The organism is Sulfitobacter sp. G5_S2_6_S6 (assembly GCF_054968505.1).
This window is the reverse complement of the sequence record NZ_JBQKUI010000001.1, coordinates 709,472-728,541: the sequence shown is the minus strand read 5'-3', so window position 1 is coordinate 728,541 and position 19,070 is coordinate 709,472. Positions and strand designations below refer to the sequence as shown.

Genomic DNA, 19,070 nt, shown 5'->3' with positions numbered 1-19,070 from the left:
CCCGCGTTGAATACGCAAATGCCCCCACGGGCGTAACACGCTGGTGGGGGGCGATCTCTGGCCGCGCCAGAGACCGGAAGACATGGTGCTTCCGGAGATTGCGGATCGTTTAGGCGAGCGGCGGGTCTGAGTCAACCCGCCGCGCCGCCCGAGGATTATGCTGCCTTGAGCGCATCCACAGCTTCGTTCGCGCGGGCGATGGTGCCTTCGGCATCTGTTGCCAGCGCGTCGGCGGCCACGATGGTCACGTCGGTCATGCCCATGAAGCCCAGAACGGCCTTGAGATAGCCGGTGTTGAAATCCGCCTCGGACCCGGCGGGCACGCCACCGGAGGCCATCGCCACGATCACGCGCTTGCCTTTGACCAGACCTTCGGGACCGTTTTCGGTATAGCGGAAGGTAACGCCGACACGGGCGACCAGATCGATCCACGCCTTCAGCGACGCGGGCACGCTAAAGTTATAGATGGGCGCGCCGATGACGATTGTGTCGGCGGCCAGAAGCTCTGCGACGAGCTTGTCGGATTCAACCAGCGCTCCGCTTTGCTCGGGCGTGCGGTCTGTCTCGGGGGTGGCGCGGGCGATCGCCCATGTTTCGGTGATCTGGGGCAGGGGTTCGAGAGCCAGATCGCGGACGGTTACATCATTGTCGCCCAGTTGCGCGATGATCCGGTCGGTGAGGCCGCGGGTCACAGAGCTGGTGGTGTTGGCAGAGGAATCGATACGCAAGATAGACATGGGAGGATATCCTTTCGTGTTAACTTTCTTCCCTCTACATGATCCTTGCCCGTACGAACGCAACTGGCGAAACTGCGGGTGATGTGTTCAATAATGCACAGTCGGGCAGACGAGGGGCCGAGAATGGACAATTGGGAAGAAATCAAGACGGCCTATCAGGTGGCGCGCATGGGCACGGTCAGTGGCGCGGCCGAGGTTCTGGGCGTTCATCATGCGACGGTGATCCGCCATGTGGATGCGCTGGAACGACGGTTGTCGGTAAAGCTATTCCAACGGCACGCGCGCGGCTACAAGACGACGGAGGCAGGCGAGGATCTGCTGCGTGTGGCCTCTGCCACGGATGACCAGTTCAGCCAGCTTGCCAGTCGCATCAAGGGGCGCGGCGAAGCGGTGTCGGGCGAGCTGGTCGTGACCTCTCTGATGGAGCTTTCAAGCTGGATGACCCCTTTGTTGGTCGCGTTCCAGAGGGAAAACCCCGATGTGACCCTGCGCTTTCTGACCGGGGAGCGATTGTTCCGACTGGAGTATGGCGAGGCGCATATCGCGATCCGCGCGGGGCAGGTGCCCGAGCAGCCGGACAATGTGGTGCAGCCTTTCTATCAGTTCCAGATGGGGCTGTTCGCGCATAAAGACTATATCGCGGCCTTCGGGATGCCGTCGGGAGTCGAGGAATATGGCAACCATCGGTTTGTCGGCCATGACGACGCGCAGATGCGTGCGCCCTTCTTCAAATGGATGCGGGAGGTGGTGCCGGCACATGCGATCTCCTTCCGCGGTCTCCATGCAGACGCGCTCCGCGTTGCTGTGCTGGAGGCGGCGGGGATCGGGTTTGTCGATCTGATCGAGGGGCGCGCCAACCCCGATCTGGTCGAGGTGCACCCGCATCTGCCGGAATGGGATTCGATGCTGTGGCTGGTCACCCATGTTGATCTGCACCGCACGCCCAAGGTGCAGGCCTTGCTGTCGTACCTGAAAAAAGCCGTCAAGACGGGGCTGTGATGCGATCTGATCTGCAGGGGCATCTGGCGATGCTGGCATTTTCGGCTCTGGTGGCAGGGTCATTTTCGCTTGGGTCGCTGTCGGCCAATCTGATCTCGCCCACGGCGTTGAATGCGGCGCGGTTCGTGATCGCGGGCATGGTGATTGCCGTGGCGGTCGCTGCGACGACAGGTGTGCCGAAAGGGGCCTCGCGCGCGCTCTGGCGCTATCTGGTGCTTGGGGGGCTTTTCGCTGTCTATTTCGTGCTGATGTTCGAGGGGTTGAAGACCGCGCGCCCCGTCAGTGCGGCGGCGGTGTTTACGCTGACGCCCGTGATTGCTGCGGGGTTTGGGTGGCTCTTGTTGCGGCAGGTAACGACAGGGCGGATGGCGCTGGCGCTGGCCATCGGTGCTGTTGGCGCGCTTTGGGTGATTTTTCGCGCTGATCTGGCCGCGCTGCGGCGGTTCGAGCTCGGGTATGGCGAAGCGGTGTATTTCGTCGGCTGCGTAAGCCATGCGCTGTATACGCCGATGGTGCGCAAGCTGAACCGCGGAGAGCCGGCGGTGGTGTTCACCTTGGGCACGCTGATCGCCGGTGGTGTGTTGTTGTTTATCTATGGCTGGCGCGATGTGCTGGGGACAGATTGGACCGCGCTGCCCGCGATTGTCTGGATCACCATCCTCTACGTCGCGATTGCTGCGTCTGCCGCGACTTTCGTATTGCTGCAATTTGCGTCCCTGCGGCTGCCGTCGGCCAAGGTGATGGCCTATACCTATCTGACGCCCAGCTGGGTTATTCTGTGGGAAGTCGCATTGGGCAATGGCGCACCCGGTCCGCTTGTTTTTGGGGGCGTGGGGCTGACGATTGTGGCGCTGTATCTGCTGTTGCGGGACGATACCAAAGCGGTTTGATCAAAAGGGCGGGAACCGATCCGACATATCCAGCGTTAAGATCACATAAAGTTTATAAAGGGACTATTCTAATGCGTAGCATTATTTATCTGATCGGTTTGATTGTTGTTGTTCTGGCGATCCTGCGCTTTGCGTTCGGCGTCATTTAATAACATCAAGTTTGGCCCTTCTGTGTAAAACCTCGTCGCAGGAGGGCCAATATTTATCTACTCTTCCAACGTCCCCGGATCATTCTGCGCCGCATCCCCTGACGTTTCGCGTATTTCGGCGGCCAGAAACCTTTCAAAATCATCAAGATTGATCGGGTCATATTGACCGAAGCCCTGCATCCACACGGACGGGGCCTTTAGGGCTGCCGGCTCGAGCTTGCACCATTTGAGCCGCCCGCGCTTTTCCTGCACGATCAGACCTGCACGTTCCAGCACCGACAGATGTTTCGATATCGCAGCGAGCGAAATACCGAAGGGGTCGGCAACGTCTGTGACGGCCATATCATCCTCAAGAAGCATCGCCAGAATGGCGCGCCGCGTCGGATCGGCGAGCGCGGCAAAAATCGCGTCGAGCTGTGTGGCGGGCGGTTGGGGCACGGCTGTCTGGATGTCCTTGATGCGCGGGTAGGGGCGGTTCTTATGAGGTAGCGGAAACCACGCTTAACCAAAAGGTTGAATATGATTGCCGCGCGAATTTGCAAGGGGTGCGGGGAGTTTGCACCTGAATATGAACTGCGGCTCAGCGTAAAATCTTTTGATTACAGTCCCTTGGGTGGTCGGCGAACAGAGTTGACTCTGAAGCGGTGTGAAAGTAGCTACTGCGCAACACATCCAAGAGGGATTTTGGCGTGACCGATCCGGACCAACAGCAGCGGCTAAAGCAGCTTGAGGCAAAGATCGAAGCAGCCAAACGGGCGCAGGCTCCAAAACCCCGGGCGGATGAACATTATTCCCAGGCATCGCTGGCCTGGCGGATGGTGATCGAACTTTGCGCCGGTCTGGGGATCGGTTTTGGCATCGGATACTCGTTGGATTGGTTCTTAGGAACGCTCCCGATTTTCATGGTGCTGTTTGTAATGCTGGGCCTTGCGGCAGGGGTGAAGACGATGCTCCGCTCCGCGCAGGAAATCCAGGAAAAGAAGATGGCCGATGTGGCCGATGAAGAAAAAGGGCCCTGACATGGCGGCAGAAGCACACGGCGAAGAAACAGGCGGTTTGGCTTTTCACCCGATGGATCAGTTCATCGTCAAGCCATTCTTTGGCGACGGCGCTGTATCCTGGTACACAATCACCAACGCAACAGTCTGGATGGCCGTTGCCGTTCTGGCGATCTTTGCGCTGCTGGTTCTGGGCACCTCGAAACGGTCGGTTATCCCGTCGCGCATGCAGTCGGTCGCTGAACTGGCCTATGGCTTCATCTACAAGATGGTCGAGGATATCTGCGGTAAAGAAGGGGTGAAATACTTCCCCTACATTATGACCCTGTTCATGTTTATCGTCTTCTCGAACTTCCTGGGCCTGCTGCCGATGGCGTTTACCCCGACATCGCATATTTCGGTCACCGCCGTGATGGCCTTTGCCGTGTTCTTCGGTGTGACCATTCTGGGTTTCGTCAAGAACGGCGCATCGTTCCTGAGCCTGTTCTGGGTCAGCAGCGCACCCCTGGCACTGCGTCCGGTTCTGGCCCTGATCGAGCTGATCTCGTACTTTGTACGTCCGGTCAGCCACTCTATCCGTCTTGCGGGTAACATGATGGCGGGTCACGCCGTGATCAAGGTTTTCGCGGGCTTCGCGGCACTTGCGGCCATCGCCCCCTTCTCGGTTCTTGCGATCACGGCGATGTATGGTCTCGAGGTGTTGGTTTCCTTCATCCAGGCATATGTTTTCGCGATCCTCACATGCGTTTATCTGAAAGACGCATTGCACCCGCACCACTAACACCAAGGCGGGATATTCCCGCCTGACCAATCACCAAAATTCCATTGTAAGGAGAAATGACATGGAAGGCGAACTCGCACAAATGGGCCAATTCATTGGCGCAGGTCTGACAGCATTCGGCATGGGTGGCGCAGCCATCGGTGTGGGCAACGTTGCAGGCAACTACCTGGCTGGCGCACTGCGCAACCCATCTGCTGCTGCTGGTCAAACAGCAACTCTGTTCATCGGCATCGCCTTTGCAGAAGCCCTGGGGATCTTCTCGTTCCTCGTCGCTCTGCTGCTGATGTTCGCTGTCTAAGCTTAAGACACCTACGTCCTTACGCTTCGGGCAGTGCGCTATGGCGCGCTGCCCGAAAGACTTCCACGCTTTGACAGGAGCCCGCTATGGCGACGGAACCGATTATTACGGAAATCGCTGGCACATGCGTCAACGAATTTGGCAGCGCCATTGGTATGCCACAGCTTTGCATTGATTGGTTCGGCAACCAGATTTTCTGGCTTATCGTCGCTCTGGTCGCAATTTACTTTATTCTGTCGCGCGTTGCCCTGCCACGCATCGGCGCTGTTCTGGCGGAGCGCCAGGGCACCATCACCAATGACATCGCCGCCGCCGAAGACCTGAAGGTCAAAGCGACGGAGGCAGAGGCCGCTTACGACAAAGCCTTGATCGACGCCCGTGCAGAAGCACAGCAGATCATCGCCGCCGCGAAAGCCGATATTCAGGCCGATCTGGACAAAGCGATTGCCAAGGCAGACGCCGAGATCGCCGCCAAATCCGCCGAGTCCGAAAAAGCGATCAGCGAAATCCGCGCCTCCGCGATGGAGAACGTTGAAGCTGTCGCCAAAGACACCGCCGAGGCAATCGTCGCCGCCGTCGGTGGCTCTGCTGACGCGAAAACAATTTCCGCGGCCGTCGATGCCCGGATGAAAGGATAAGCCATGCGTTTGACCTTCTCAGCCCTCATCGCCGGTCTGGTCGCCTCCCCTGCTTTTGCAGCTGGTGACGTGTTCTTTTCGCTGCGCAATACGGACTTTATCGTCCTGCTGGCTTTCCTGCTTTTCGTCGGTGTTTTGATCTATTTCAAAGTGCCAAAGATGATGGGCAGCATGCTCGACAGCCGCGCCGAAGGCATCAAGTCCGAACTGGACGAAGCCCGTGCGCTGCGTGAAGAAGCGCAGACGCTTCTTGCCAGCTACGAACGCAAGCAGCAGGAAGTGAAAGAGCAAGCGGACCGTATCGTGACATCGGCCAAGGCCGAAGCGAACGAAGCCGCGGATCAGGCACGTGCCGACCTGGAGAAGTCCATCGCGCGCCGTATGGCCGCCGCCGAAGAGCAGATCGACTCCGCTCAGGCTGCTGCCGTTAAAGAGGTCCGCGATCAAGCTGTCGTTGTGGCCATTGCCGCTGCCAAGGATGTCATCGCCAAGAAGATGACAGCCGCGGAAGGCAATGCATTGATCGACAGTGCAATTGCAGAAGTCGACACAAAGCTTCACTAAGTTTTAACGAACTGACTTTAAAAGGCCTCGGTATTGACCGGGGCCTTTTTACGTGGGGCTAGGTGTTTGTCTCGTGTTGAAGACGTTGTCGCGCGACATCTTCATTACGCTCGGCTTTTTGATGATCGCGCAGGGCGTTCTCGACATAGGTCAGATGCGCCTCAACTGCGGCTTGTGCTGCGGCGGGATCACGTGCCTGTAATGCGTCGTTGATGGCGCGGTGTTGATCCAGCAGGGCGGTGCGCGTTGTGCGCTGTTTGAACATGACTTCGCGATTGTAGAATACGCCGCCACGCAGCAGATCATACATCGACCGCATCATATGCAGCATGACGACGTTATGGCTCGCCTCTGTGATCGCCATATGAAACTGCGCGTCCAGTTGCGCTTCGTCATCTGCGTTACGCTTCTGGTGCGCCGCTTCCATCTTGTCGAAAACTGCCTGAATGACCCCAAGGTCGGTGTCAGAACCAAGCCGCGCGGCCCGTTCGGCTGCCAGCCCTTCCATGTCGCGGCGGAACGAAAGATAGTCGAACACGGCTTCGTCGTGACGTGCAAAAAGCTCTGTCAGGGCAGGGGAGAACGCGCTGCCGAGCACATCGGCGACATAGACCCCCGCGCCGGGCTTTGCGGTCAGCAATCCGCTGGCCTGAAGCTGGGCAATAGCATCCCGAAGCGAGGGGCGCGAAACGGCCAGACGCTCTGCCAGCTCCCGCTCTGCGGGTAGCCGTTCGCCGGGCCGCAGAATGCCACGCAGGATTAACTGTTCTACCTGCCTAACGACAGCGGCTGACAGTTTTTCGGAGGCAATAGGCTGAAAGGGCATCGGCGTTTCCTTGGATTGGTCAAATTATATGACCGGAGGGGCGGGGCGGCAACGCGATTGTTTTCTGCACAATGTTGGTCCGCATTAACACTTGCTTAGGGTGCCGCGCGTTAGATGGGCTCATGATGAGAGATACGCGATTCCTTACCGTCTTGCTGTGCGCCTTGGTGATGGTGTTTGTCACGGGCTGCAACATGCCGAGCGCGCATTTCAGTGGCCTGCCTGCCACTGCCATAACGGTGGACGGTTCTGACTTTGACGTGCGCATTAACGGCAATCAGGCGGAAGCGATACGCACCAATATGGAATACGCCCCCCGCTTCGGCCCAATCCGCGACCGTGCGGCGCGGGCGATGGCGCAGGTCAGCGGGTGCGAGGTCACGCATGTCGCGGGGGATCAAGCGCTTGCCGTCGGAAAGCTGGACTGCGGATGAGGGGTAGAACCGTCAAACAACCATAGCGAAAGGGAGACGCGATAACAGACATAGAATAACAATATCTTGTGGATAAGGCGGCTACTTCCCGCTCTACCTAGCGGGGTCGCGTTGACTCTAAACCCGATGATCCGCAATTCTGGCTATCCATAAGAATCAGGCGGGCACGAACATTGCGGTTTTCCAAACTCAGGCTGACAGGCTTTAAAAGCTTTGTAGACCCCACTGATCTGATCATCTCGGATGGTCTAACCGGCGTTGTTGGCCCGAATGGTTGCGGCAAGTCCAACCTGCTTGAAGCGCTCCGTTGGGTGATGGGCGAAAACCGTCCGACCGCTATGCGCGGTGGCGGTATGGAAGATGTGATTTTCGCGGGCGCGTCCTCTCGTCCGGCCAAGAACTTCGCCGAAGTTGCGTTGCATATCGACAACTCCGAACGTCTCGCGCCGGCTGGGTTTAACGACGGTGATAGCATCGAAATCATCCGGCGGATCACCCGTGATGTCGGTAGCGCCTATAAAGCGGCTGGAAAGGATGTGCGCGCGCGCGATGTGCAAATGCTGTTTGCCGACGCATCAACGGGAGCCCATTCGCCAGCATTGGTACGCCAAGGCCAGATTTCGGAACTGATCAACGCCAAACCGAAGAACCGGCGCCGTATCCTTGAAGAAGCCGCGGGTATTTCAGGGCTTTATGCCCGCCGTCACGAAGCTGAACTGAAGCTGAATGGTACCGAAGCCAACCTTGCGCGCGTTGACGATGTGGTTGAACAGCTTGCCAGTCAGCTTTCGCAATTGGCGCGCCAGGCCCGTCAGGCTGCGCGTTATCGCGATATCGGGGATGCCCTGCGCCGGACCGAAGGGGTGCTGCTGTATCGGCGCTGGCGCGTGGCCGAGGATACTCGTCAAACGACGGCCGAAGCGCTGCGCAGCCAGATGGCCACCGCCGCCGAGGCGGAAAAAGCCGTACGTCAGGCCACTGTGGCACGGCAAAAAGCCGAAGAGGCTTTGCCGCCGCTGCGTGAGGAAGAAGCGATCGCGGCCGCTATCGTGCAGCGGCTTGGTGTACAGCGCGATACCTTGAGCGATCAGGAAAACCGCGCCCGGGCCGCGATTGACGCCTTGACCAAACGCATCGCGCAGTTGACCCGTGATCTGGACCGCGAAGGTGAGTTAAACCGCGACGCCAAAGAAACGATCACGCGGTTGGAGCGGGAAGAACGTGACCTATCGGATGCGGGCGAGGGGCATGAAGCTGCGATCGCGGAGGCGGCAGAGCGCGCGAAAGAAGCCGCCGGCGTGCTAGAGAAACAGGAAGCGGATCTGTCAAAGCTGACCGAGGATGTCGCCCGTTTGGTCGCGCGTCACAGCTCTGCCGAACGCTTGCTGAACGATCACCGCAAAACGCTTCAACGATCGGAAGCGGAAGCGGATAAAGCGCGTGCCGCCGTCGCGCAGAGTGCCGCCGCACTCGAGAAAGCAAACGCCGATTTCAGTGCCGCCCAAGCTGCAGAGACACAGGCGCATGCGGCCTCTGTCGCTGCCGAGGAAGCCTTGCAAAAGGCGGAGGACGACCGCGCTGCCACCCAAAGTCGCGAAGCAGATGCCCGTGCCGAACGGTCAGAGGCCGAGGGCGAGCTGAACGCCATTCGCGCCGAAGCTGGCGCGCTGGCGAAGCTGGTAGAGCGTGACACCGCCGAGGGTGGTCAAATTCTGGACCGCCTGCAGGTCGAGCACGGGTTTGAAAAAGCGCTTGGTGCTGCCCTGGCTGATGATCTGCGCGCCCCGGATGTCGATGCCGACGGGCCCTCGGGGTGGGCATATTTACCTGCCTATTCAACGGTCCAGCCTCTACCCGAGGGGATCACCCCGCTGACGGCGCATGTCTCGGTGCCTGACGTTCTGAATCGCCGGATGAGCCAGATTGGTCTGGTCGACGCGGACGACGGCACGCGGCTTCAACCGCTGCTGCTGCCGGGCCAGCGTCTCGTCTCGCCAGAGGGCGATTTGTGGCGGTGGGATGGTTTCCGGGCGTGGGCGGAGGATGCGCCCTCGGCCGCCGCGCTTCGTTTGCAACAAATTAACCGTTTAGAGGTACTCAAGCAGGGGTTAGAGCAAACGAATCAACGGGCAGAGGCTGCGCGTGATGCACATGAAACATTGCAAAAGCTTCTGCTTGCTCAGGCAGAGGCAGACAAAAATGCGCGGGCGCTGCGGCGCGATGCAGACCGTGCTGTTGCGGATGCAGGACGGGCCCTAAGCCGGGCTGAGGCGGATCGGAACCTGGCGGAGAGCCGGTTGGACAGTTTGGGATTGGCCGTCGCCCGCCACGAGGAAGAGGCGATCGAGGGTCGACGTTTGGTGACGGAGGCAGAGAATGCGCTTGCCGCGCTTGACGACGTATCAAGTGCCCGCGCCGATGTGGAGATGTTGCGACAGACCGTTGAAGGCGCGCGCATTGCGATGATGACGAGGCGTTCTGCGCTGGACGAACTGCGTCGCGAGGGCACCGCACGCGAGAGACGTGCCCAGGATGTCGCCAAGGAGTTGGGCGGCTGGCGGAACCGCTTGGACACGGCGGGTAAACGCAGCGCCGAGCTTCTTGAGCGTAAAGAAGCGTCCGAAAGAGAGTTGACCGAAGCGAGCTCTGCCCCCGGGGAAATCGCGGCGAAACGTGAAGAGTTGACAGGCGCAATTTCTGCGGCAGAGACCCGCAAGCAGACGGCCAGCGCAGAGTTGTCTACCGGGGAAGCTGATTTGCGCGAAACGACATTGGCTGAGCGTGACGCAGAGCGCTTGGCGTCGGAGGCGCGCGAGGCGCGGGCGCGGGCAGAGGCGCGCGCAGATGCGGCGAAGGAAACGGTAACCCTTGCCGCAGAGCGCATTGATGAAGAACGTGACACGACCCCCGAAGCGCTGGCAGAAACACTTGAGATCAATGCAGATGAGATGTCAGATGTCGAGGTTCTTGAAAACCAGCTGAGCCGTTTGAAGGGACAGCGCGAAGCCTTGGGTGCTGTGAACTTGCGTGCCGAGGAAGACGCGAAAGAGGTTCAGGCGGAACACGACACTTTGGTTGGCGAAAAGGCGGATTTGACCGAGGCGATCCGGACATTGCGCAGCGGTATCGCGAGCCTGAACAAAGAAGGCCGTGAACGCTTGCTGACCGCATTCGAAGAGGTGAACAGCAATTTCTCTATGCTGTTTAAACATCTTTTTAACGGTGGTGAGGCCAACCTTGTGATGGTGGAATCGGACGATCCTCTGGAGGCGGGGTTGGAGATTATGTGCCAGCCGCCGGGCAAAAAGCTTAGCACGCTTAGCCTATTGTCGGGGGGCGAACAGACCTTGACCGCGATGGCGCTGATTTTTGCAGTGTTCCTTGCGAACCCTGCGCCAATTTGTGTGTTGGACGAGGTTGACGCGCCTTTGGATGATGCGAATGTGACGCGCTTTTGTGACCTGTTGGACGAGATGTGCCGACAGACTGACACGCGCTTTTTGATCATCACGCACCATGCAGTCACAATGGCGCGAATGGATCGGCTGTTCGGCGTCACCATGGCGGAACAGGGCGTCAGCCAGCTGGTCTCTGTCGATTTGAAGAAGGCAGAAACGCTGGTGGCCTAACGCCCGTGTCCCTAATCGCGCCCATGTGGGGCGGTGAAATCGACCGTCGGGTTAATCGGGATGATCTGATGCGGGTTCACCGTGGTCTGACTGAAATGGTAGTGCCGAACAATGTGATCAAAATGCACGGTCTCGGCGATATCAGGGTGTTGATAAAGTTGCCGGGTATAGGCCCAAAGGTTCGGGTAATCGATAAGGCGCTTATGGTTGCACTTGAAATGGGTGTGATACACGAGGTCAAAGCGCGCGAGGGTCGTGAACAGCCGCCAGTCGGCCTCGGTCAACTTGTCGCCCGCGAGAAAACGGTTGTTTTCGAGGATGCTCTCGAGCCACGCCAGACTGTCAAAAAGCGGATGGACCGCGTCGTCATAGGCATCTTGAGACGTCGCGAACCCGGCCTTGTAGACACCATTGTTAACGGTCTCGTAAACGCGTTCGTTGATGTCGGCGATTTGTTCGCGCAGGTCAGTCGGCCAATAATCATCAGTATTGCCGGTGATTTCATTAAACGCACTGTTGAACATGCGAATGATCTCGGCCGATTCGTTCGATACGATCGTGTTTTGCGCCTTGTCCCAAAGCACAGGCACCGTGACGCGGCCAGTGAAATTTGGATCGGCTTTGATATAAATGTCACGCAAAAAGTCACTGCCAAAGAGGGTGTCTCCGGTCGCGCCTTCGAAATCTGTTGCGAAAGTCCAGCCGTCTTCCATCATGTCGGGGTGTACGACCGACACGCTGATATGGTCGGTAAGATCTTTCAGCGCGCGGAAAATCAGTGCGCGATGTGCCCAAGGGCAGGCATAGCTGACGTAGAGGTGATACCGCCCTGATTGAGCTTGAAAGCCTGATTTTCCTGACGGGCCCGCGCTGCCGTCCGCTGTGACCCAGTTGCGAAATTCGGAGGTGGAGCGTTCAAACTTACCTCCGGTAGACTCCGTATCGTACCATTTATCGCGCCATTCTCCGTCGACCAGCAGTCCCATACACCACTCCTTTACTTGTTTGTGTTCAAGGTAAGTTCAGACGGGCGAAAGGCCATAGCACGCGACGCACAGTGGGGCTGCGTTGATGCACGTCGAATAAATTCTTGGGGCGCACTTGATTTTGAATCCCAGCACGTCACGCTTCATGTTGGAAGCCTTTGGAGGGAGGAAGCTGTGGAAGCCATATTGCCGAAAGACATTCAGGCCGGGCTGGATGCCGCACGGGTGGATAGCCTGCGAAAATCGTCGCGTTTGCGGGTACACGCGGACGGGGTGGAACACAAGGTCCTGCGTTATTGGGACACTGGCTTCTCGCTTGATGCGCAGACGGCACCGCAGTTGCGCGGTCGGGTCGATTTATTCGATGGCGCGGCGCATCTGTTTCAATGTTTGATCGTCGCGGTAGAGCAAGAAGGCGGTGAAATGCTGTTTGATTTCAAGCGTGCAACCCGTGTCGCGAAATCTGCGGCGCTGGATTTCGAACGGGCTGCAGATGCGCCGGCGGGTTTGATCACCGTCGACGCACAGCATTGATTTTATTGCAGGTCTTTGAACGCCTCGCGCAGACGGTTGCAGGCTTCTTCTACCCGGGCGCGCGGGGTGGCAATGTTGAACCGCAGGAAGCTTTCCCCGCCCTTGCCAAAAGTTGGCCCGTGGTTTGCAGCAATCCCAGCGGAGTTTTCGACCCGTTGGGTGAACTCTGATCTGTCCATTCCGGTTCCGCTGAAATCGACCCAAGCAAGGTAGGTTGATTGAAGCGACATGGATTGCAGCCCGGGAATGTCCTTTATCGCAGCGTCAAAGATCTGCCGGTTGCCGTCCAGATAGCTGACCAGATCATCAACCCATGCGGCCCCTTCCGGCGAATAGGCTGCGGTCGCCATAAACAGACCGAAGGAGTTTGGCGAAAGCCCCATCGCTGCAATGCGTGCCGCAAAAGTTTCGCGGAGCTTCGGATCGGGGATGATCACGTTGCCGGAGTGGGAACCGGCAATGTTAAAGGTTTTGGTCGTTGCGGTCATCATGACCAAGCGATCAGCCACGCCATCGATCAGGGCCATTGGGATATGCGTATGACCAGGCATCACCAGATCATGGTGAATCTCGTCCGAGACGAGGACAAGGTCATGGCGTTTGGCAAAGGCTGCGACCTGCTCCAACTCTGACCTCGACCAAACACGCCCGCCCGGGTTATGGGGGGAACAGAACACCAGCATCGTCTCGTTGCCAGTCATTTGCGCATCATAGGCATCGAAATCGAGCGTATACTGGCCGTCTTCTATCGCCATTTCGCATTCGACCACTTGCCGCCCTGCGGCGGAGATCACACGCGCAAAGGCGTGGTAAACCGGTGTGAACAGGACAACTCCGTCCCCGGGCTTGGTGAAAGCGTCTACGCACATCGCGGTTCCGTTAACTAGGCCGTGCGTGGTGAAAATCCACTCGGGCGCGACTTTCCAGCCGTGTCGATGCTCCATCCACCATTGGATGGCACCCAGATATTTGCTGTCATCGCCGAAGTAGCCATAGACGCCATGGTCCAACATATCTTGCAGCGCGGTTTGAACCACCTGAGGCGGGCGGAAATCCATATCCGCAACCCACATGGCAATGCCCGTATCCGCGGGGACGCCGTAGATCGGCTCCATCTTGTCCCATTTCGCGCAATGGGTGCCACGCCGGTCGATGATTTCGTCAAAGCTCATGGGGTTCTCCTGTCAGATTTGGCCGACACGCTAAACCTAATCGACCAGACCGCAAGCCCCGAGGTTGCAGCGGCGCAGGTGTTGGCCTAAATCAACCAAATGATACGCAATATTTTACTACACCCTGACCCGCGGCTGAAAAAGCCATGCGCCCCCGTGACCGATATGACGGACGAGTTGCGCAGCTTGGCTGATGATATGCTCGCCACGATGTATGACGCACCGGGGATCGGTCTTGCGGCCCCCCAGATCGGGGTGATGAACCGCTTGATCGTCATGGATTGCGTAAAGGAAGAGGGGGAGACGCCGCGACCGCTGGTGATGTTCAACCCCGAAATCATCGCCGCCTCGGACGCGCTGAACACCTATGAAGAAGGGTGTTTGTCGATCCCCGAGCAGTTTGCCGATGTGACGCGCCCCGCAGATGTGGACGTGCGCTGGATCGATATCGACGGGAACGAGCAGACCGAGACCTTTACCAAACTATGGGCGACCTGCGTGCAGCACGAGATCGACCATCTGGATGGCAAGCTTTTTATCGATTATCTGAAACCGATGAAACGGCAGATGATCACGCGCAAAATGACCAAGCTGAAACGCGAGCTGGCGCGCGGATGAGCGTGTTGGACATCGTGACCTGGCCTGACGCGCGGCTGACAGCTGTGTGCGCGCCTGTCGCCACACGCACGCCCGAGATCGACCGGCTGATCGATGACATGTTCGACACGATGTATGCCGCGCCCGGTCGCGGGTTGGCGGCCCCGCAGGTTGGCCGGACCGAGCGTATTTTCGTTTTCGATGCGGGCTGGAAGGAAGGCACCCCGACGCCTGTCGCCTGTATCAATCCGCAGATTGTCAGCCTGTCTGACGCCCGCGCGATTGGCGAAGAGGGATGTTTGTCGATCCCCGGCGTGCCGATGGATATTGCCCGCGCGACAGAGGTTACGTTGCGGTGGACGGATGCTGATGGCACCCACGAACGAAAGTTTACCGGCGCAGAGGCCGTGATCGTGCAGCATGAATATGACCACCTTGATGGCATCGTCATTTACGACCGTGTCGCGCAGGAGCAAAGCCAATGACCGTTCGTCGCATTCTTCCGTGGCCGCACGCTTGTTTGCGGACACCCGCCGCCCAAGTGGCAGAAATCAATGATGAAATTCGTGCGCTCTGGGACGACATGATCGACACGATGGACGCGATGCCGGGGGTCGGGCTGGCCGCACCGCAGATCGGGGTGTCGCTGCAGGTCGCCGTTGTCGATGCCTCGCAAGCGCGGGATAAACGGATCCGTTTGGCAAATCCTGTCGTCATCGACGCGTCGGCGATCATGAATGAATACGAAGAGGCGAGCCCGAATTTGCCCGGAATATCGGCCAAGATCCGGCGTCCACGTGGTGTGAAAGTGCAGTATCTTGACGAGCAGGGCGCGACAGTGACGCGCGATTTCGTCGGGTTGGAGGCGACCAGCGTGCAGCATCAGATCGACCATCTTGCCGGAAAAATGTTTGTCGACAATCTGAGTAAAACGCGTCGTGATATGCTGCTGCGCAAGGCGCGCAAGTACAAGGGCTGACTGCCTCTACGGTTTGAAGGGAAGTGTTCGATGCGTGTTATCTTTATGGGAACACCTGATTTTTCAGTGCCAGTGTTGGATGCGTTGGTCTTGGCCGGCCACGAAATCGCCGCCGTCTATTGCCAGCCGCCGCGCCCTGCAGGGCGAGGCAAAAAGGACCGCCCCAGCCCGGTTCAGCAACGGGCAGAGGCTTTGGGGTTGCTGGTACGTCACCCCGTTTCGTTGAAAACCGCCGAAGCGCAGGCGGAGTTTGCAGCGCTCGGCGCGGATGTGGCTGTTGTAGTGGCCTATGGTCTGATTTTGCCCCAAGCCGTACTGGATGCGCCGAAATCCGGGTGTCTGAATATCCACGCGAGTTTGTTGCCCCGATGGCGGGGTGCCGCGCCGATCCATCGGGCGATCATGGCGGGCGACGTTGAAACGGGCGTGTGTATCATGCAGATGGAGGCGGGGCTGGACACGGGGCCCGTACTGTTGCGCGCCGCGACGCCGATCCGCACCACCGAGACGACGATCGAACTGCATGACCGACTAAGCGCCATGGGCGCCGACTTGATCGTGGAAGCACTTCGGCAACTGCCTGACTTGCAACCGGAACCGCAGCCCGAAGAGGGCGTGACCTATGCCAGTAAAATTGACAAGGCCGAGGCGCGCATCGATTGGTCGCGCCCCGCAACAGAGGTGGACCGGCAAATCAGGGGGCTGTCGCCGTTTCCTGGTGCATGGTTCGATCTGGACGGCACGCGGGTGAAGGTGCTGGCATCGAAGCTTGCCGAGGGCGAGGGTGCAGCGGGCGAGGTTCTGGATGACACTCTGCGCGTCGGTTGCGGGAAGGGTGCGGTTCAGCTGATCCGCTTGCAACGTGCGGGGAAAGCGGCGCAAGATGCGCAGACATTCCAGCGTGGTGCGCAGATCGCTGCGGGCACAGTTCTAAGCAAAGGGTAAATCATGCTTCCGACGCTTATTGGCACGGTTGTGATCGCGGGGCTTGTCGGCTTTTTCGCCGAAAAGTCAGGCTTTACCCGCAACGGCTATCTTGCCTCGATCATCATCTGCGTGGGCGGCGCTTTTCTGTTTTATTTTGTGCGGTTGATGTTCGGCTTCGGGTTTAATTCGGCCGGCATGAACGCCATCGCGTCCTCTATCGGGGCGCTGATCATCGTGCCGTTTCACTGGCGTAGAAAGTAACGTTACACCCGCGGCGGGCGGCTTTTGTACACGGGCAGGTGCCACCCGAAATACAGCGATCCGGCACGCAAAATCCACGTCATACAGGCACCGGCAAACAGCGCCAGCGCATCATCGCCCAGAATGCTACGGATGATGACAGCGGTTGCAGCACCGGCGAAAGCGGCGGTCACATAAAGTTCACCCTGTTGCAGAACAAGCGGGACTTCCCCCACGACAACATCGCGCATCAACCCGCCCATGCAGCCGGTGATCATCCCCATCAGCACCACGACCACAGCGGATTGATCAAGCGAGATCGCCACACCCGTACCCGCAGCAACCGCCACGGCGAGCGCCACGGAATCGAGCCATAGCAGCGCGCGATAGCGGCTTTCGAGAAGATGTGCGGTAAAGAAAACCACCATTGCGGCAGTGACGCCCACGGCGAGATGGGTAGGGTTCGCAATCCAGAAAATCGGGTTTCGATCCAGCAACAGGTCGCGCAGTGTGCCGCCGCCCAAGGCCGTGAGGCAGGCGATAAAGGCGAAGCCTACAAGGTCAAGCTGAGCGCGGCTGGCGACCAGCGCCCCCGTAATCGCAAAGACCAGAACGGAGGCATATTCCAGCAGGGTGATCAGGCTCATTTGGTTTTGAACGGGGCCATGCCCGCCCGCGCCAATTCATCGGCGCGCTCGTTCTCGGGATGGCCAGCGTGGCCTTTGACCCATTCCCAGGTGACCTGATGCCGCGCATTTGCCGCATCCAGCCGCTGCCAAAGCTCCGCGTTTTTGACGGGCTTTTTAGCGGCATTCTTCCAGCCGTTTTTCTTCCAGCCGTAGATCCAGCCGGTGATGCCATTTTTGACATAGTTACTGTCGGTGACGATCGTGATCTCGGTCGGGCGGGCCAGCGCTTCGAGCGCGCTGATGGCGGCCATCAGCTCCATCCGGTTGTTGGTGGTGGCGGGTTCGCCGCCTTTCAACTCGCGCTCCTTAACGATCTTGTCGCCATCCATCGCCCGCATCAGGGCACCCCAGCCACCGGGGCCGGGATTGCCGGAGCAGGCACCATCAGTATATGCAATCAGCTTGGTCATGGGGCTGCCTTATCCAGTCTGGCGTGGGGGCGTCCAGCCTAATCTACGCCCCGCCCGCAAGTTTCGCTGCTACAGAAAGACGCCCACAGCCAGACACGCCAGCACGACGGCGGTCAGAAGCGTGCGCAGCTTTAGCCACCAGCGCGGCGCAAGACGCCAGTGCCAGAAGGCGGCATCAAGGACCAGTAGACCCGCAAAACCGAACATCAGGTTCAGCCCCGCACCCACGGGGCCGCCGCTGGTCATGAAGAACGCCCAAAGCGCCGGGATCACGGCGAGGATATAGCCGGCCGTCGCCTTCGCCCCGCTGGTCTTGGTTGCGAATCCCCATAGCACGCCGGACATGAAGGAAAGAATAACCGTGCCGTAGAACAGTTGGATATATGGCCCGACAAAACGGCCGCCGAACGTCGCCGCGCCCCAGTTCGCCAAGGGATCAACCAGCCCGGTCAAGGCCCCCCAGACAAAGGGAGTAAGCCCGGCAAGGCCAAGCCAAAGCGGCGCGCGGGGGATGCCGGTCATGCGGGTACCCGCAGCACACGGGGGACTTTGAATTCCACATTCTCTACCGCGGTTTCCACCATTTCGGTGGTCACATCATATCGGTCTTTGAACGCGTCAATGACCTCGTTGATAAGCTGTTCGGGGGCCGAGGCACCGGCGGTGATCCCGATGCTTTTGATCCCCTCGAGGCTGCGCCAGTCGATGTCCGTCGCGCGCTGCACCAGTTGGGCGTAATCGCAGCCCGCACGCGATCCGACCTCGACCAGACGGCGAGAGTTCGATGAGTTTGGCGCGCCCACCACGAGCATCGCATCGCATTTCGGCGCCATTGCCTTCACCGCTTCTTGCCGGTTGGTCGTGGCGTAGCAGATGTCTTCCTTGTGCGGCCCGATGATCTGCGGGAAGCGTTTGTTCAGGGCGGCGACAATCTCGGCTGTGTCATCGACGCTTAACGTTGTCTGGGTGACATAGGCCAGCTTGCTCGGGTCGCGCACCTCGACGGTTTCGACATCGGCGGGCGTTTCAACCAGCAAAACCTCGCCGGGGGGGAGCTGCCCCATGGTGCCAATGGTTTCGGGGTGGCCCGCGTGGCCGATCATGATCATCTGCAGCCCCGCGTCGGCGTGGCGTTGCGCCTCGATATGCACCTTGGAGACAAGCGGGCAGGTCGCGTCGACATAGACCATATTGCGTGCCTCGGCCTTGGCGGGAACGGCTTTCGGTACGCCGTGCGCCGAGAAAATTACGGGCCGGTCATCGGGGCATTCCGACAGTTCCTCGACAAAGATCGCCCCCCGTTCGCGCAGCCCGTCGACGACGAATTTATTGTGCACGATCTCGTGGCGCACATAAACTGGTGCGCCCCATTTCTCGATGGCCATTTCGACGATCTTGATCGCACGGTCGACGCCCGCACAGAACCCGCGTGGCGCGGCAAGATACAGGGTCAAAGGCGGTTTGGTCATCACACTCTCCTTGGGCATGGGCCATAGGTAAGGGTTGCGCGGCGCATCGTCCAGACCAGCGGCGGCACAGTCTAATGCTTCAAATGCGCGCGCACGTATTGCGGGGGCATGAGGGATGCGGAGA

The 19,070-nt window shown here is 59.1% G+C and carries 24 protein-coding genes; 15 read left to right on the top strand and 9 right to left on the bottom strand.

Annotated elements, in window-relative coordinates; genetic code table 11:
- Window positions 1–155: 155 nt before the first annotated feature.
- The gene (locus ACTRWK_RS03620; protein ID WP_289081636.1) at window positions 156–737 is read right to left on the bottom strand and encodes an FMN-dependent NADH-azoreductase; all 582 of its coding nucleotides are present in this window, start codon (window positions 735–737) and stop codon (window positions 156–158) included.
- 123 nt (window positions 738–860) lie between these two features.
- On the opposite strand from ACTRWK_RS03620, the gene ACTRWK_RS03615 reads away from it, so the two are divergent.
- Together ACTRWK_RS03615 and ACTRWK_RS03610 are read left to right on the top strand one after the other, a co-directional pair.
- Window positions 861–1,736, top strand: coding sequence for a LysR family transcriptional regulator (locus ACTRWK_RS03615; RefSeq protein ID WP_005849981.1), 876 nt, complete (start codon window positions 861–863; stop codon window positions 1,734–1,736).
- Window positions 1,736–2,626 (top strand): DMT family transporter, encoded by an 891-nt coding sequence (locus ACTRWK_RS03610; protein WP_462843792.1) that lies wholly within the window; start codon window positions 1,736–1,738, stop codon window positions 2,624–2,626. Before ACTRWK_RS03615 ends, ACTRWK_RS03610 begins: the two co-directional genes overlap by 1 nt.
- A 206-nt stretch (window positions 2,627–2,832) precedes the next feature.
- Here the strand turns inward: ACTRWK_RS03610 and ACTRWK_RS03605 are convergent, their stop codons facing one another.
- Window positions 2,833–3,213 carry an ArsR/SmtB family transcription factor gene (locus ACTRWK_RS03605; RefSeq protein ID WP_074637233.1) on the bottom strand — a complete coding sequence of 127 codons (381 nt, stop codon included), beginning with the start codon at window positions 3,211–3,213 and terminating at the stop codon, window positions 2,833–2,835.
- A gap of 251 nt (window positions 3,214–3,464) precedes the next feature.
- Between ACTRWK_RS03605 and ACTRWK_RS03600 the strand changes: the two genes are divergently transcribed.
- The 5 genes from ACTRWK_RS03600 to ACTRWK_RS03580 all read left to right on the top strand — a co-directional run bounded on the left by ACTRWK_RS03600 (window position 3,465) and on the right by ACTRWK_RS03580 (window position 6,054).
- On the top strand, window positions 3,465–3,794 hold the full coding sequence (locus tag ACTRWK_RS03600; RefSeq protein WP_005849975.1) for an AtpZ/AtpI family protein: 330 nt from the start codon (window positions 3,465–3,467) through the stop codon (window positions 3,792–3,794).
- Window position 3,795: 1 nt separating this feature from the next.
- On the top strand, window positions 3,796–4,554 hold the full coding sequence (locus tag ACTRWK_RS03595; protein WP_237277710.1) for a F0F1 ATP synthase subunit A: 759 nt from the start codon (window positions 3,796–3,798) through the stop codon (window positions 4,552–4,554).
- Between the two features lie 61 nt (window positions 4,555–4,615).
- Window positions 4,616–4,852, top strand: coding sequence for a F0F1 ATP synthase subunit C (locus ACTRWK_RS03590; protein ID WP_005849971.1), 237 nt, complete (start codon window positions 4,616–4,618; stop codon window positions 4,850–4,852).
- A gap of 86 nt (window positions 4,853–4,938) precedes the next feature.
- Window positions 4,939–5,490 (top strand): F0F1 ATP synthase subunit B', encoded by a 552-nt coding sequence (locus ACTRWK_RS03585; RefSeq protein ID WP_009825352.1) that lies wholly within the window; start codon window positions 4,939–4,941, stop codon window positions 5,488–5,490.
- A gap of 3 nt (window positions 5,491–5,493) precedes the next feature.
- Complete coding sequence (locus ACTRWK_RS03580; protein WP_037941252.1) at window positions 5,494–6,054, top strand: F0F1 ATP synthase subunit B; 561 nt, start codon at window positions 5,494–5,496, stop codon at window positions 6,052–6,054.
- 58 nt (window positions 6,055–6,112) lie between these two features.
- On the opposite strand, the gene ACTRWK_RS03575 is transcribed toward ACTRWK_RS03580, so the two are convergent.
- The gene (locus ACTRWK_RS03575) at window positions 6,113–6,880 is read right to left on the bottom strand and encodes an FCD domain-containing protein (RefSeq protein ID WP_009825350.1); all 768 of its coding nucleotides are present in this window, start codon (window positions 6,878–6,880) and stop codon (window positions 6,113–6,115) included.
- Window positions 6,881–7,005: 125 nt separating this feature from the next.
- Here ACTRWK_RS03575 and ACTRWK_RS03570 point away from each other — a divergent pair, with 125 nt between their 5' ends.
- Both ACTRWK_RS03570 and smc read left to right on the top strand, forming a co-directional pair.
- Window positions 7,006–7,314: a hypothetical protein gene (locus ACTRWK_RS03570; protein WP_462843791.1), complete on the top strand. Its 309-nt coding sequence runs from the start codon at window positions 7,006–7,008 to the stop codon at window positions 7,312–7,314.
- A 173-nt stretch (window positions 7,315–7,487) separates the two neighbouring features.
- On the top strand, window positions 7,488–10,943 hold the full coding sequence (gene smc / locus ACTRWK_RS03565) for a chromosome segregation protein SMC (RefSeq protein ID WP_289081637.1): 3,456 nt from the start codon (window positions 7,488–7,490) through the stop codon (window positions 10,941–10,943).
- Between the two features lie 11 nt (window positions 10,944–10,954).
- Here the strand turns inward: smc and ACTRWK_RS03560 are convergent, their stop codons facing one another.
- Window positions 10,955–11,929: a glutathione S-transferase family protein gene (locus ACTRWK_RS03560; RefSeq protein WP_289081638.1), complete on the bottom strand. Its 975-nt coding sequence runs from the start codon at window positions 11,927–11,929 to the stop codon at window positions 10,955–10,957.
- A 174-nt stretch (window positions 11,930–12,103) separates the two neighbouring features.
- Here ACTRWK_RS03560 and ACTRWK_RS03555 point away from each other — a divergent pair, with 174 nt between their 5' ends.
- Window positions 12,104–12,463 carry a hypothetical protein gene (locus tag ACTRWK_RS03555; protein ID WP_289081639.1) on the top strand — a complete coding sequence of 120 codons (360 nt, stop codon included), beginning with the start codon at window positions 12,104–12,106 and terminating at the stop codon, window positions 12,461–12,463.
- A 2-nt stretch (window positions 12,464–12,465) separates the two neighbouring features.
- Here the strand turns inward: ACTRWK_RS03555 and ACTRWK_RS03550 are convergent, their stop codons facing one another.
- Window positions 12,466–13,635: a MalY/PatB family protein gene (locus ACTRWK_RS03550; protein WP_289081640.1), complete on the bottom strand. Its 1,170-nt coding sequence runs from the start codon at window positions 13,633–13,635 to the stop codon at window positions 12,466–12,468.
- Between the two features lie 99 nt (window positions 13,636–13,734).
- Between ACTRWK_RS03550 and def (ACTRWK_RS03545) the strand changes: the two genes are divergently transcribed.
- The 5 genes from def (ACTRWK_RS03545) to ACTRWK_RS03525 are packed head-to-tail and all read left to right on the top strand — an operon-like array spanning window position 13,735 to window position 16,399.
- Window positions 13,735–14,253 carry a peptide deformylase gene (gene def / locus ACTRWK_RS03545; RefSeq protein WP_037941269.1) on the top strand — a complete coding sequence of 173 codons (519 nt, stop codon included), beginning with the start codon at window positions 13,735–13,737 and terminating at the stop codon, window positions 14,251–14,253.
- The gene (gene def / locus ACTRWK_RS03540) at window positions 14,250–14,717 is read left to right on the top strand and encodes a peptide deformylase (RefSeq protein ID WP_289081641.1); all 468 of its coding nucleotides are present in this window, start codon (window positions 14,250–14,252) and stop codon (window positions 14,715–14,717) included. The genes def (ACTRWK_RS03545) and def (ACTRWK_RS03540) overlap by 4 nt, the downstream gene beginning before the upstream one ends.
- Window positions 14,714–15,211 carry a peptide deformylase gene (def, locus tag ACTRWK_RS03535; RefSeq protein WP_037941272.1) on the top strand — a complete coding sequence of 166 codons (498 nt, stop codon included), beginning with the start codon at window positions 14,714–14,716 and terminating at the stop codon, window positions 15,209–15,211. Before def (ACTRWK_RS03540) ends, def (ACTRWK_RS03535) begins: the two co-directional genes overlap by 4 nt.
- A 30-nt stretch (window positions 15,212–15,241) precedes the next feature.
- Window positions 15,242–16,156, top strand: coding sequence for a methionyl-tRNA formyltransferase (gene fmt, locus ACTRWK_RS03530; protein WP_180828124.1), 915 nt, complete (start codon window positions 15,242–15,244; stop codon window positions 16,154–16,156).
- Window positions 16,157–16,159: 3 nt separating this feature from the next.
- Window positions 16,160–16,399, top strand: a complete 240-nt coding sequence (locus ACTRWK_RS03525; protein WP_005849950.1) for a hypothetical protein — start codon at window positions 16,160–16,162, stop codon at window positions 16,397–16,399.
- A 2-nt stretch (window positions 16,400–16,401) separates the two neighbouring features.
- Here ACTRWK_RS03525 and ACTRWK_RS03520 read toward each other — a convergent pair whose 3' ends face one another.
- The 4 genes from ACTRWK_RS03520 to ispH all read right to left on the bottom strand — a co-directional run bounded on the left by ACTRWK_RS03520 (window position 16,402) and on the right by ispH (window position 18,946).
- Window positions 16,402–17,025, bottom strand: coding sequence for a trimeric intracellular cation channel family protein (locus tag ACTRWK_RS03520; RefSeq protein WP_009825341.1), 624 nt, complete (start codon window positions 17,023–17,025; stop codon window positions 16,402–16,404).
- Entirely contained in the window at window positions 17,022–17,477 is a 456-nt protein-coding gene (rnhA, locus tag ACTRWK_RS03515; protein ID WP_005849948.1) for a ribonuclease HI, read from the bottom strand. Before rnhA ends, ACTRWK_RS03520 begins: the two co-directional genes overlap by 4 nt.
- A 69-nt stretch (window positions 17,478–17,546) precedes the next feature.
- Window positions 17,547–17,999 (bottom strand): DUF3429 domain-containing protein, encoded by a 453-nt coding sequence (locus ACTRWK_RS03510; RefSeq protein ID WP_037941280.1) that lies wholly within the window; start codon window positions 17,997–17,999, stop codon window positions 17,547–17,549.
- The gene (ispH, locus tag ACTRWK_RS03505) at window positions 17,996–18,946 is read right to left on the bottom strand and encodes a 4-hydroxy-3-methylbut-2-enyl diphosphate reductase (RefSeq protein ID WP_064215903.1); all 951 of its coding nucleotides are present in this window, start codon (window positions 18,944–18,946) and stop codon (window positions 17,996–17,998) included. Before ispH ends, ACTRWK_RS03510 begins: the two co-directional genes overlap by 4 nt.
- Between the last annotated feature and the right edge of the window lie 124 nt (window positions 18,947–19,070).